At 68.2% G+C, this 11,914-nt stretch carries 12 protein-coding genes; 2 read left to right on the top strand and 10 right to left on the bottom strand.

Annotated features, from left to right (window positions below; all coding sequences use genetic code 11):
• Nucleotides 1-9: 9 nt before the first annotated feature.
• Genes R1H25_RS05295 through R1H25_RS05285 form a run of 3 tightly spaced genes read right to left on the bottom strand, consistent with a single transcriptional unit; the run spans nucleotide 10 to nucleotide 2,427 of the window.
• The gene (locus R1H25_RS05295; protein ID WP_049444235.1) at nucleotides 10-669 is read right to left on the bottom strand and encodes a hypothetical protein; all 660 of its coding nucleotides are present in this window, start codon (nucleotides 667-669) and stop codon (nucleotides 10-12) included.
• Nucleotides 669-1,847: a glutathionylspermidine synthase family protein gene (locus tag R1H25_RS05290; RefSeq protein WP_317222951.1), complete on the bottom strand. Its 1,179-nt coding sequence runs from the start codon at nucleotides 1,845-1,847 to the stop codon at nucleotides 669-671. Before R1H25_RS05290 ends, R1H25_RS05295 begins: the two co-directional genes overlap by 1 nt.
• A gap of 7 nt (nucleotides 1,848-1,854) precedes the next feature.
• Nucleotides 1,855-2,427, bottom strand: coding sequence for a DUF1190 domain-containing protein (locus R1H25_RS05285; protein ID WP_014038869.1), 573 nt, complete (start codon nucleotides 2,425-2,427; stop codon nucleotides 1,855-1,857).
• Between the two features lie 318 nt (nucleotides 2,428-2,745).
• Between R1H25_RS05285 and ilvD the strand changes: the two genes are divergently transcribed.
• A complete protein-coding gene (gene ilvD, locus R1H25_RS05280; protein ID WP_057501003.1) occupies nucleotides 2,746-4,584 on the top strand; it encodes a dihydroxy-acid dehydratase in 1,839 nt (612 codons plus the stop codon).
• Nucleotides 4,585-4,688: 104 nt separating this feature from the next.
• Here ilvD and dinG read toward each other — a convergent pair whose 3' ends face one another.
• From dinG to aroE, 3 genes are all read right to left on the bottom strand, one after another.
• Complete coding sequence (gene dinG, locus R1H25_RS05275) at nucleotides 4,689-6,791, bottom strand: ATP-dependent DNA helicase DinG (RefSeq protein WP_317222950.1); 2,103 nt, start codon at nucleotides 6,789-6,791, stop codon at nucleotides 4,689-4,691.
• 167 nt (nucleotides 6,792-6,958) lie between these two features.
• Entirely contained in the window at nucleotides 6,959-7,312 is a 354-nt protein-coding gene (locus tag R1H25_RS05270) for a hypothetical protein (RefSeq protein WP_049445074.1), read from the bottom strand.
• A 3-nt stretch (nucleotides 7,313-7,315) separates the two neighbouring features.
• Nucleotides 7,316-8,161 (bottom strand): shikimate dehydrogenase, encoded by an 846-nt coding sequence (gene aroE / locus R1H25_RS05265; protein ID WP_317222949.1) that lies wholly within the window; start codon nucleotides 8,159-8,161, stop codon nucleotides 7,316-7,318.
• Between the two features lie 48 nt (nucleotides 8,162-8,209).
• On the opposite strand from aroE, the gene R1H25_RS05260 reads away from it, so the two are divergent.
• A complete protein-coding gene (locus R1H25_RS05260) occupies nucleotides 8,210-9,073 on the top strand; it encodes a hypothetical protein (protein WP_317222948.1) in 864 nt (287 codons plus the stop codon).
• Nucleotides 9,074-9,193: 120 nt separating this feature from the next.
• Here the strand turns inward: R1H25_RS05260 and R1H25_RS05255 are convergent, their stop codons facing one another.
• The 4 genes from R1H25_RS05255 to R1H25_RS05240 form a co-directional block, all read right to left on the bottom strand.
• Nucleotides 9,194-9,463 carry an SHOCT domain-containing protein gene (locus R1H25_RS05255; protein ID WP_317222947.1) on the bottom strand — a complete coding sequence of 90 codons (270 nt, stop codon included), beginning with the start codon at nucleotides 9,461-9,463 and terminating at the stop codon, nucleotides 9,194-9,196.
• Between the two features lie 32 nt (nucleotides 9,464-9,495).
• Nucleotides 9,496-10,485 (bottom strand): porphobilinogen synthase, encoded by a 990-nt coding sequence (hemB, locus tag R1H25_RS05250; RefSeq protein ID WP_005414824.1) that lies wholly within the window; start codon nucleotides 10,483-10,485, stop codon nucleotides 9,496-9,498.
• A gap of 19 nt (nucleotides 10,486-10,504) precedes the next feature.
• On the bottom strand, nucleotides 10,505-11,422 hold the full coding sequence (locus R1H25_RS05245) for a bestrophin family ion channel (protein ID WP_317222946.1): 918 nt from the start codon (nucleotides 11,420-11,422) through the stop codon (nucleotides 10,505-10,507).
• A gap of 122 nt (nucleotides 11,423-11,544) precedes the next feature.
• Nucleotides 11,545-11,793 (bottom strand): hypothetical protein, encoded by a 249-nt coding sequence (locus R1H25_RS05240; protein WP_006475755.1) that lies wholly within the window; start codon nucleotides 11,791-11,793, stop codon nucleotides 11,545-11,547.
• Nucleotides 11,794-11,914: the final 121 nt, after the last annotated feature.

Here is an 11,914-nt window from a genome sequence, read left to right as displayed (position 1 = left end):
CGGCCGGCATTACCCCTGCAACAACCGCCGCTGCAACCGCTCCACCGCACGCTGCAGCAGCACCCGGTTGCGGGCCAGCTTCATCCACTGCGGCAGGCGCGAAAACATCGAGCCATTGGTGACGCCCGCGCGCTCGCGCAGAGGCGCGGCAGCGTAATCGTGCAGTGCCTGCAGATGGGCCTCGTTGTAGGCCCACAGCACGCCCGCCGCGGTCTTTTCGATCAACCGCAGCGGCATGCCGAAGTGCGGGTCGATCGCCTCATTGCCACGCCACCGCGACAGCGTGACCTCCACCTCGCTGCTGCGTCCGCACTGACTGCAGTCCGCCGCCAGCGTCCGCAACGGCGACGTTGCACGCGCGCGGTGCAGCTCGACGCGGACCCATTTGTGCCCACAGTATCCGCAGGGACGATAGCCGCTGTAGCGCACCGGTCCGACCCAGTCGCCCGCAACACAGCAACCACAGCTGCATCCACTGTCGAGAGATGCGCTGCAGCCCAGGCAGCGGAAACGTCGCGATTCCGACGTCCCCACCACCCAGCCGGGCGTATCGCAGCGATGGCAGCGCACCGCGATCCGGTCCGAATAGCGCCACAGGGCGTGGCCGTCATCCAGATGCCGACCCGGCAGTGGCGCAGGCCGCAGGTCGCGATTGCGCCGCACCGCCATCAGACGTAGATCCGCGTCGGCGCCTCATCGACGATCGCGTGCGGCACGAAGCGCGCACTGTCGCGGGTGATCGCGCTGTCGTCCTCGCGGATGCCGATGCCGCAGGCGTGGTCACCGATCACCCAGCTGCCGATCAGCGGGTAGCCGCCTTCGAAGCGGGTGAGCGGATGCGCGCGCTGGATGATCGCCGGGCCGTCGTAGGGACCGTCACTGCGCTGGGTGCTGCCATCGGCCAGATGCATCTCGATGTTCGCGCCTTCGCGCGAGAACAGCGGCTTGCGCACCCAGCCCGACGCCAGCGTGCTGCCGTCATCGAAATGCGCTTCCAGCAGGTTCGGATGGCCCACGTTGCGCTGCCACAGCAGCGGCAGGATGCCCTTGTTGCTCAGCACCGCCTTCCAGGCCGGTTCCAGCAGCTGCACGCCCGAACCGGGCAGCGCGCGGCCGAACTCTTCGGCCATCAGGTCTTCCAGCGGATACAGCTTGAACAGCGTGCCGATCACCGAATCATCCAGCGCCGTGAAGCGCCCGTCCTCGGACAGACCGATGTCCTCGACGGCAATGGCCTGGCCATGCAGGCCGGCCTGCGAAGCGCAGTCGCGCAGGTAGTCGACAGTGCCGCGGTCTTCTTCCGAACTGCCCACGGCACTGAAGTACAGCGGCGGCGGCAGCTGCGTGGCCAGTTCGCCGAAGCGTTCAACCAGCGCTTCGTGGATCGCGTTGAACTGGTCGGCATGCTGCGGCAGGCGACCGGCATTACGCTGGTCTTCCAGCCACTGCCACTGGAAGAAGCTGGCCTCGAACAGCGAGGTCGGCGTGTCGTAGTTCAGTTCGTACAGCTTGGCCGGGCCGGTGCCGTCATAGGCCAGGTCCAGGCGGCCATAGAGGTGTGGCTGGCGCTGGCGCCAGCTGTCGGCGATCCAGTCGCGGTAGTGCGACGGAATCGCCAGCTGGTCCATCAGCCGTTCGCTGCCGATGACATCCCCGACCAGGTCCAGCGCCATCTGGTGCAGCTCGGCGCTGGGGTCTTCGATGTCCTGTTCGATCTGGCGCAGGGTGAAGGCGTAGTACGCGCTTTCATCCCAGTACGGCTGGCCGTCGATGGTGTGGAAGCGGAAACCCGCCTCTTCCGCGCGTGCCCGCCACTGGGCACGCTCGGCAATCCGGATGCGCTGCATGGGTCGATCAGCCGCCGTAGCTGCCGCTGGTGCTGCGGCGCGCGCTGGTGTTGCCGAAGCCACCACGGCTGGCAGTGACCGCACGGTTCGGCTCGCTGGTGACCGGGGCCAGGCCGGCCTTGCCGGCGCCGATGCCGCTGGCGGTGTTGAGGCCGCCGCTGCCGCCCGGAGCCGGGCGCGCCCAGCCGGCGCTCTTGTCCTGGTAGGCCGGCGACGCCGCCGGCGCCTGCGGGGCCAGGCCACCGCGGTTGCTCAGCATCTGCGACATGAAGAAGCCCATCATCATCGGGCCGATGAACGAGGTACCGGCCGAGGTGTGCTGCTGCACGCACTGTTCCGGCTTGTAGTCCTTCTCGCAGGCTTCCTTGCTGGCGTACTTCGGCGCGGCATCGGCGGCCTGCTTCTGCGCTTCAGCAAAGGCATTGCGGCACGACGACGGATCGCCGGTGGCCTCGGTGCAGGCCTCCACCGAGGTGTACAGGCCTTCCTGCACCTTCACCTCCGGCTCCTTCTGGCAGGCGGTGAACAGCAGCGGCGCGGCGCTCATCAGCAGCAGCGCGGTGGTGCGGGAACGTTTCATGGCCTCATGCCCTGTCGACGGATCAATGCCCCAATGATGCCAAATCCTGACCAGCAACCGGAATCGGCAAAGTCCGAAAGATGAACGGCCTTTCATTTTCGTCGTTCCCCATCATCCACGCATGGCGTGGATCTACCGTGTCGACCAAGGTCGGCACCTACCAGGAGCAGAGCGCCGGCCCCGACAGATCGCAGGAAACTGTCGAAGGCGGGGTGGGTCCGGTTGCGGGGGCGTGATCCGGTGGTTGCAGCAGCAACCGAAAAAATTGGCCATGATCAGGCGACCCCCACGTCGTACGGCCCGCCCGTTCCGCCAGCCATGCCCGAATACCGTTCCCGCACCTCCACCGCCGGCCGCAACATGGCCGGCGCCCGCGCCCTGTGGCGTGCCACCGGCATGAAGGATGGCGACTTCCACAAGCCGATCATCGCCATCGCCAACTCCTTCACCCAGTTCGTGCCTGGCCACGTGCACCTGAAGGACCTCGGCCAGCTGGTCGCGCGCGAGATCGAGCAGGTCGGTGGCGTCGCCAAGGAATTCAACACCATCGCCGTGGACGACGGCATCGCGATGGGCCACGACGGCATGCTGTATTCGCTGCCCAGCCGCGAGATCATTGCCGACGCCGTGGAGTACATGGTCAACGCGCACTGTGCCGACGCACTGGTGTGCATCAGCAACTGCGACAAGATCACCCCCGGCATGCTGATGGCCGCGCTGCGCCTGAACATCCCGGTGGTGTTCGTCTCCGGCGGGCCGATGGAAGCGGGCAAGACCAAGCTGTCCGAGCACAAGCTGGATCTGGTCGATGCGATGGTGGTGGCCGCCGATGACAGCGCCTCCGACGAGAAGGTCGCGGCGTTCGAGCGCAGCGCCTGCCCCACCTGCGGTTCCTGCTCGGGCATGTTCACCGCCAACTCGATGAACTGCCTGACCGAAGCGCTGGGCCTGTCGCTGCCCGGTAACGGCACCACGCTGGCCACCCATGCCGACCGCGAAGCGCTGTTCCGCCGCGCCGGCCGCCTGATCGTCGAACTCTGCCACCGCTGGTATGGCGGCGAAGACCCCAGCGCGCTGCCGCGCGGCATCGCCACCCAGGCCGCATTTGCCAATGCGATGACCCTGGACATCGCCATGGGCGGCTCCACCAACACCATCCTGCATCTGCTGGCCGCCGCACAGGAAGCGGAGGTCGACTTCGACCTGACCCACATCGACGCGCTGTCGCGGCGCGTGCCGCAGCTGTGCAAGGTGGCGCCGAACACGCCGAAGTACCACATCGAGGACGTGCACCGCGCCGGTGGTGTGTTCGGCATCCTGGGTGAACTGGACCGTGCCGGCCTGCTCGATACCACGGTGCCGACCGTGCACAGCGCCAGCCTGGCCGACGCACTGGAACGCTGGGACGTGGTGCGCAGTGACAACGACACCCTGCATACCTTCTTCAAGGCCGGCCCGGCCGGGATTCCCACCCAGGAGGCCTTCAGCCAGGCCACGCGCTGGCCGACGCTGGACGTGGACCGCGCCGAAGGCTGCATCCGCTCGCTGCAGCATGCGTACTCACTGGAAGGCGGCCTCGCCGTGTTGCGCGGCAATCTGGCCGTGGATGGCTGCGTGGTGAAGACCGCCGGCGTGGACGAATCGATCCACGTGTTCGAAGGTCCCGCGCGCGTCTATGAAAGCCAGGACGCCGCCGTGGCCGGCATCCTCGCCGACGAAGTGCAGCCGGGCGAGGTGGTGGTGATCCGCTACGAAGGTCCGAAGGGCGGCCCCGGCATGCAGGAAATGCTCTATCCGACCAGCTACCTGAAGTCGAAGGGACTGGGCAAGCAGTGCGCACTGCTCACCGACGGCCGCTTCTCCGGCGGCACCTCGGGCCTGTCGATCGGCCACGTCTCACCGGAAGCGGCCAGTGGCGGTGTCATCGGCCTTGTGGAAGATGGCGACCGCATCCGCATCGACATCCCCGCCCGCCGCATCGATCTGCTGCTGGACGAGGCCACGCTGGCCCAACGCCGCGCCGACGCTGATGCACGCGGCTGGAAACCGCGTGCGCCGCGCCCGCGCAAGGTCACCAGCGCATTGAAGGCCTACGCCCTGCTGGCCACCAGCGCCGACAAGGGCGCCGTACGCAACACCGCGCTGCTCGGCGATTGATGCCGATCCGGTAGCGCCGGCCGCTGGCCGGCATCTGGAAAAGGGGACGGAGGGGATTAAGTCGTTTGAGGCACAAACGACTTAATCCCCTCCGTCCCCTTTTCTCAGCCGATCACGCGCTTGAACGGCGGCAGCGCGTCGATGATGCGCTTGCCGTAGCGGCGGGTCAGCAGCCGCGAATCAAGAATGACCACGCGGCCGGTGTCGGTGGAGGTGCGGATCAGGCGGCCGGCGAACTGGGTCAGCGTGCGCAGCGCATGCGGAATGGCGATCAGGTTGAACGCGTTGAGCCCGCGCCCCTCGAACCACTCGCTGAGGGTGGCGGTCTGCGGGTCGGTCGGCACCGCGAACGGCACCTGGGTGATCACCACGGTGGTGCAGGCCTCACCGGGCAGGTCGAGGCCCTCGCCGAACGAGTTCAGCCCGAACAGCACCGAGCCCTCGCCCGCGGCCACGCGGCGCAGGTGCTCGTCGATCAGGCGGGTCTTGGACATCTCGCCCTGCACCAGCACCTGCTTGCGGCGCGCGGCCGACATCAGCCCGGCCACCTTCTCCATCTTCCAGCGCGAGGTGAACAGCACCATCGAGCCCTTGGCCCAGTCCAGCTCGGTGTCGAGGTAGCGCGCCACTTCGCGCGGGTGGCCTTCGCGGTCGTCCGGGGTGACCGGGAACTTCGGCACGATCAGCTCGGCCTGGTTGGGCAGGTCGAACGGTGACGACAGCGAGACCATCTCGGCCTCTTCGGGGATGCCGTTGTCGATCGCCAGCGACTGGAAGTCGCCACCGCCGGTCAGCGTCGCCGAGGTCATCACCACCGAGTCCACTTCATCCCACAGCAGCTTGCGCAGCACGTGCGCGGCCGATACCGGCGAGCCGTGCAGCACCAGGTCGCCATCGCGGGTAGCGGTGACCCAGCGCGCCATCGGCGGCGCGCCGTCCTTGTCCTCACGGCGCCAGGCCTGCCACAGGTTGTACTGCTGCTCGATCATTTCCAGCGCCATGCCCAGGTTGCGCTGCAGGCGCTCGCGCCCGGCATCGTCCGGCTTGCCCTTGGCCACCTGCGCGGTGGCGGCGTGCGCCCAGTTGTAGAGGCTGCGGGTATCGTCGGCGAGGGCCTCGATCGGCTCGCGCCAAGCCTCGGGCAGGCGCCCGTTGGCCGCGCGCCACATCGGCTCTTCGTCCGCCGGTGCCGGCATCCACACCCGCTCGATGTGATCGCGGAACGCGCGCAGCTGCTTGGCCACGTTGCTGGCGACTTCGATCGCTTCGTTCGGCAACAGGTTGCCGAGGCGATCCTTGTCGACCGCGCGGTAGGCACCGGCGATCAGGATCTGCAGGCGGCCGGTGCGCTTGGCCATCTCGTCCAGCGCCAGGCTGGCCGCGCCCTGGTCGATCGCCACGTTGCCGATGTGATGGCCTTCGTCCAGCACCAGCAGCATGTCCGACGGCGGCGCGATCAACGGCTGGCCGTTGTCGCTGTCGCCGATCGACAGCGCCGACAGCAGCAGTGCGTGGTTGGTGACCACGATCTGCGCGTCGCGCACCGTGTTGCGCGAGCGCAGCACCGCGCACTGCGCCGAATAGGCACAACGGCGCCCGGCGCAGCCCGAGGCCGGCGTGGTGATGCGGCTGCGCAGGCCAGGGCTGATGGTCTCCGGTGCGTTGTCGATGTCGCCGTCCCAGCTGCCGCCGGTGAAGGCGTCAGTCAGGCGCTTGGCGATGTCCATCTCGATCGGCGCCAGCGGCCGGTCGAACAGTGGCGCGTCATCCTCGAACATGCCGCCCTGCGAGCCCTCGCCCTGCGCCTCGGCGGCATTGCGCGTGCACAGGTAGCGGGTACGGCCCTTGGCCAGCGCCACGGTCGCTTCCAGGCCGGTGGCTTTGAGAAAATTCGGGATATCGCGCTCGACCAGCTGCGACTGCAGGGCCACGGTGCCGGTGCTGATCACCAGCTTCTTCTTGGTGGCCAGCGCGATCGGTACACCTGCGGTGAGGTAGCCCAGGCTCTTGCCGACACCGGTGGGCGCCTCGACCACGCCGACGCCGCCGCTTTTCGACAGCGCGCGCGACACCACACCGATCATCTGGCTCTGCGAGCGGCGGGTGGAGAAGCCGGGTGTATTGGCCTGCAGCGTCGTGTACGCCTTGCGGATCGCGTCCTTCAAGGCGTCATCAAGCGTGCGCGGAGCGGCGACGGTTTCGGTCACGCCGGGAATTACCGTGGCTGGATCAGGCCGGTCATTGTCGCATGGCCGGCCACGTTCACTGCTGCTGGCACCCTGAACGGGCCAGCGACGACGCCCGCTGGCGGTCCCGGTCCAGTGGCCGGACCATCCCAGGGGCAGATACGCCGGGCATGGCCCGGCGCTGCCGCTCAGGTGGCCGGGATCGTACGGCTACGCAGCAGGCGCACCAGTGCCCAGACCAGCAGCACCACGCCGATGGCCTCGACCATTGCCAGGGCGAAATGCAGCACGCCGAGGATGGTGCCCATGCCTGAGATGGCGCTGAAGTTGCCACTGCTGACCAGCCACATCGGCAGGACACCCGCCGCCAGGCCGCCCAGGCTGGACAGCAGCAACAGCACCAGGCCGACCAGGGCGCCGGTGCGGGTGGCATCGCGCGGTGCGCCGACCACCCAGACCAGCCCGATGCACAGCGCGATCAGCACCGGCAGGCGCACGCCGACCATGCTCAGCACGGTCACCATCAACGTTGTGCTGTCCATCGATCAGTCCTCGCCGGCCAGCACCGCCGCGCCCTGGCGCAGCGACTGGTAGATCTCGTCGGTCTGAGGGCGCACGCCATGCCACTGCAGGAAGCTCTCGGCCGCCTGTTCGACCAGCATGCCCAGGCCATCCACGGTATTGCGGCAGTTCGCCGCGCGCGCCCAGGCCAGGAAAGCGATGGCGGCCTCGCCGTAGTTCAGGTCAACGGCGGTGGTCATTGAATTGACCAGCGACAGCGGCAGCTTGAACTCGACGTCGCGGTCGCGGCCGGCCGAGGTGGCATTGACGATCAGCTCGAAGTCGCCCAGGTCACGCAGGTCTTCCCAGTAGCGGCTGATCGCGCGGCCCGGTTCGCCCATCGCGTCGATCAGTTCATCGGCGCGTTCCGGCGTGCGGTTGACCACCACCAGTTCGGTGATGCCGGCATCAAGGAAGGCCGGGGCGACGCTGCGCGCGGAGCCACCGGCACCGATCAGCAGCATGCGGCGGCCGCGCAGGTCCAGGCCATGGCGGTCGGTCAGGTCACGCACCAGGCCGATGCCATCGGTGGTATCGCCATGCCAGCGGTCGCCCTTGCGCAGCAGCGTGTTGACCGAGCCGGCACGGCGCGCACGTGCGGTCAGGGTGGTGCACACCGAGAACGCGGCTTCCTTGTGCGGCGAGGTGATGTTGGCGCCGACACCGCCGTCGGCGGCGAAGGCTTCCAGGCCGGCCAGGAACGCATCCGGGGCCAGGTCGATCGCACGGTAGTCGATGCTGATGCCTTCCTGGCGACCGAACGTCGCGTGGATCTGCGGCGACTTCGAGTGGGCAACGGGGTGTCCGAAGACGGCGTAACGGTCGGTCATGGAATCCTCAAGCTGGCTAGACTGATGCTCTTTCGTGCACGGACCCGGATGATGCGCATCACCCCGCCCCTGCTGGTGCTTGCCGCCAGTCTACTCTCTGCCCCCGTGGCGATGGCGTTGAACGAGTACGGCATCGAAGGCATGGGCTTGGTCTCGACCCGTGCCGACGAGGGCCGCGCCACGATCAGCGCCGATGGCCAGCGCATCGTTTTCGCCCGCCGCGGCGAAGATGGCTGGGGCCTGTGGGAGGCGCGCGTGGTCGACGGCCGATGGCAGCAGGCGCAGGCACTGCCGGTAGGCGTGGCCGGTGAGGCCCGTGATCCCTACTTCAGCCGTGACGGCCGCTGGCTGCTGTTCGCGGCCGGCCGCGAGGGCAAGCTGGCGCTGTACCGGGCCGCAGTGGAAGCCGATGGTCGGCTGGGCCCGGCGCAGCCGATGGCGGGGGACGGCGGTCGCCGGGAAGAGCGCGGGCCGGCCCTGAGCACGGATGGCAGGCAGCTGTTGTTTGCCCGCCAGCAGGGCCGCGGCGCCGGCTGGGACCTGTTCGTGGCGCCGCTGGACGCGCAGGGCGTGCGTGGCCCGGCCACCGCACTGACCGCGTTGAACAGCGCCGACGATGAGACCGACGGCGACTGGCTGGGCAACGACGGCGCGGTGGTGTTCAGCCGCGGCAGCGGCGCGACCGCACAGGTGTGGAGCAGCGGTTGTGCGTGGACTGGCGCGTCGCTGCAGCCATTGGGGCTGTCGTTCAACCAGGCCGGCGGCTGGACCGGCGCGCCGGTGATCGACAACGCCAAGCCGGGCGAGATGATGGTGGCCAGCAGCGCGGCCAGGGCACCGCGTGCCGGTGGCGTGGATGTGTACCGGCTGGCGGTGCCGAAGGTGGCGGCGGTGGCCGGGTGTATCCGGTAGATCCACGCCATGCGTGGATAGCCGTTTGGTAGATGCCAACCTTGGTTGGCATACGTGAAAGCGCCAACCAAGGTTGGCGACTACCAGTAGATCCACGCCATGCGTGGATGAAACGCCCGGTCAGCGCGACAACACCTGGGCGCGCAACTGCTCGTACTCCACCTCGCTCAGCTGGCCATTGTCCTTGCGCTGGTTCAGCGCGGCCAGTTCGGCCTGCACGCTGTCCGGCAGGGCCTGCTCACGGGCGACATGGCGGGCGGCGGAGAGCTGCTCCGGCGGGCGCTTGCCAGCCCGCCAGGCGGCGATGAAGACACCGACGATGATGGCGCCGAACACCAGCGTGCCGGTGCCCCAGATCAGCCATTGCATCCATCCCAGTTCGGGTCCCATCGCGCAGTCCTCCGTCTATCGTGGCGCTATTGTCAGCGCTCGCGCAGCCATCGCGCCACCTGCGGCGCGAAATAGGTCAGCACGCCATCGGCACCGGCCCGCTTGAAGCCCAGCAGCGACTCCAGCACGCAGGCGCGCTCGTCCAGCCAGCCATTGGCGAAGGCGGCCTTCATCATCGCGTACTCGCCACTCACCTGATACGCGAAGGTCGGCACGCCGAATTTTTCCTTCACCCGGCGCACCAGGTCCAGGTACGGCATGCCCGGCTTGACCATCACCATGTCGGCGCCCTCTTCCAGGTCCAGCGCGATCTCGCGCAGGGCCTCGTCGCCGTTGGCCGGGTCCATCTGATAGGTCTTCTTGTCGGCCTTGCCGAGGCTGGCCGCGCTGCCCACCGCATCACGGAACGGACCGTAGAACGCCGAGGCGTACTTGGCCGAGTAAGCCATGATGCGCACGTTGACGTGATTGTCGGCATCCAGCGCACGACGGATCGCGCCGATGCGGCCGTCCATCATGTCCGACGGAGATACGATGTCGACGCCGGCCTCGGCGTGCGATACCGACTGCTTGACCAGCGCCTCGACGGTGATGTCGTTCAGCACATAGCCCTTGTCATCGATGATGCCGTCCTGGCCGTGGGTGGTGTACGGGTCCAGCGCCACGTCGGTCATCACCCCCAGCTCCGGGAAGCGCGACTTCAGCGCGCGGATCGCACGCTGCGCCAGGCCGTCCTCGGCCCACGCCGCCGATGCATCCAGCGACTTCAGCGACGGGTCGATCACCGGGAACAGGTCGATCACCGGAATGCCCAGCTCAAGCGCCTCTTCGGCCACCTTCAGCAGTTCTTCGATCGACAGCCGCTCCACACCCGGCATCGACGGTACTGCGGTGCGGCCGGCCAGTTCGTGCACGAACACCGGGTAGATCAAGTCGTCGGTGGTCAGCGTGTTCTCGCGCATCAGGCGGCGTGAGAACTCGTCATGGCGCATGCGGCGCGGGCGGTAAAGCGGGTGGGACATGGCAGGCTCCGAGGAGTGGCTATTGCAACAGGTAACCCTGCGGCAGGAGGGGTTCGGGCAATGGGCGTTCGCCGAGCGCGTCGAGCTGGTCGATCTCGATCGTGCGCACCAGCGCGTCCAGCGGCAGGTCGTTCGGCTCCAGGCCGAACGGGTCTTCCATTTCTTCGCCCAGCTGGTCCAGGCCGAAGAAGGCATAGGCCAGCACCGCCGACAGCACCGGCGTGCCCCAGCCCAGCGAACTGGCCAGGCCGAACGGCAGCAGCACGCAGAACATCCACGCGCAGCGATGCAGCAGCAGGGTGTAGGCGAACGGCAGCGGGGTGGTGAGGATGCGCTCGCAGCCGGCCTGGATCGACGACATCGCGTGCAGGCGCTCTTCCAGCTGGGTGTAGAGGATCGGATCGAGCTCACCGCTGCGCAGCGCCTGGGCCAGCTCGGCCGCGATCATCGAGAGCAGCGCGTCGGGCACGTTCTCGCGCTGGCCCAGCTGTTCGCGCTGGCGCTTGTCCAGCCACGGCAGGGCCATCAGCGCCACGATGCGCCCGCGCAGGCGCCCGGCCAGGGCGTGGGCGAACGCGGTGGTGAGGTAGGCGATGCGGCGACGGCGGCCGGTGTCATCGGCCAGCAGCAGGTTCACCTGGCGGGCCAGCGAACGCGATTCGTAGACCAGCTGGCCCCACAGCTTGCGGCCTTCCCACCAGCGCTCGTAGCAGGCGCTGTTGCGGAAGCTGAGGAAGATCGACAGCACCAGGCCGAGCAGGGTGAACGGCGTGACCGACACGCGTTCGATGCCGGTCGGCGGCGCCAGTTCCACTACCGCGGCCACGGCGATGGACAGGATCAGGATGGCCAGCACCTTGGGCGCGATCGCTTTGACGATCGAACCGCGCAGGATGTACAGCAGTTGCCAGCCGTGGGGACGGGGTCGGATGATCATGGGGCAGCCGCGCCGGGCGCGGATTCACAGGCACGCGGGGGGCTCGCGCAGCCATTCATTGTACGCCCCTGCCCGGCCATGGACCGTGCGCCTGCGACGCCCTGTCGCACCCGGGCGTGGGCTCAGATGACGCCACCACCCAGGCCGAGGCGGAGGATGCCCACCACCACCACGATGCCGTTCAGGACCAGACCGGCCCAGGCCCGGCCACGCTTGCTCGGGTGGGTGAACAGGATGCCCAGCGCGGCGATGACCGCGCCCACTGCAGCGAACGGGATCAGGAACCAGTTGCCCCAGCCGAGCAGTGGAATCAGCGCCAGGATCATCCACAACAGCGCCAGTACGCCCCACAACAGACTGATCACACCCATGCCGCTCTCCCGCAGTTGGTTCCTGCCCCAACCATAGACGTTCCCGCTGCCGCCGCCTACTGCCATTGGCGGGGCTGTCACCCGCACCGTGCTAGCGTGCTGCCGTGCGAGCCCTGGCCCG

It is taken from the genome of Stenotrophomonas veracruzanensis, assembly GCF_032911525.1.
Taxonomy (GTDB): domain Bacteria; phylum Pseudomonadota; class Gammaproteobacteria; order Xanthomonadales; family Xanthomonadaceae; genus Stenotrophomonas; species Stenotrophomonas africana.
This window is presented reverse-complemented; position numbering and strand designations above follow the sequence as displayed.

Coding starts and splice junctions, on each gene's coding strand:
- R1H25_RS05260 (WP_317222948.1), top strand. CDS start 8,210: ATGATGCGCATCACCCCGCCCCTGCTGGTGCTTGCCGCCAGTCTACTC.
- hemB (WP_005414824.1), bottom strand. CDS start 10,485: ATGTCCCACCCGCTTTACCGCCCGCGCCGCATGCGCCATGACGAGTTC.
- aroE (WP_317222949.1), bottom strand. CDS start 8,161: ATGACCGACCGTTACGCCGTCTTCGGACACCCCGTTGCCCACTCGAAG.
- ilvD (WP_057501003.1), top strand. CDS start 2,746: ATGCCCGAATACCGTTCCCGCACCTCCACCGCCGGCCGCAACATGGCC.
- R1H25_RS05295 (WP_049444235.1), bottom strand. CDS start 669: ATGGCGGTGCGGCGCAATCGCGACCTGCGGCCTGCGCCACTGCCGGGT.
- R1H25_RS05285 (WP_014038869.1), bottom strand. CDS start 2,427: ATGAAACGTTCCCGCACCACCGCGCTGCTGCTGATGAGCGCCGCGCCG.
- R1H25_RS05245 (WP_317222946.1), bottom strand. CDS start 11,422: ATGATCATCCGACCCCGTCCCCACGGCTGGCAACTGCTGTACATCCTG.
- R1H25_RS05255 (WP_317222947.1), bottom strand. CDS start 9,463: ATGGGACCCGAACTGGGATGGATGCAATGGCTGATCTGGGGCACCGGC.
- R1H25_RS05270 (WP_049445074.1), bottom strand. CDS start 7,312: ATGGACAGCACAACGTTGATGGTGACCGTGCTGAGCATGGTCGGCGTG.
- R1H25_RS05290 (WP_317222951.1), bottom strand. CDS start 1,847: ATGCAGCGCATCCGGATTGCCGAGCGTGCCCAGTGGCGGGCACGCGCG.
- R1H25_RS05240 (WP_006475755.1), bottom strand. CDS start 11,793: ATGGGTGTGATCAGTCTGTTGTGGGGCGTACTGGCGCTGTTGTGGATG.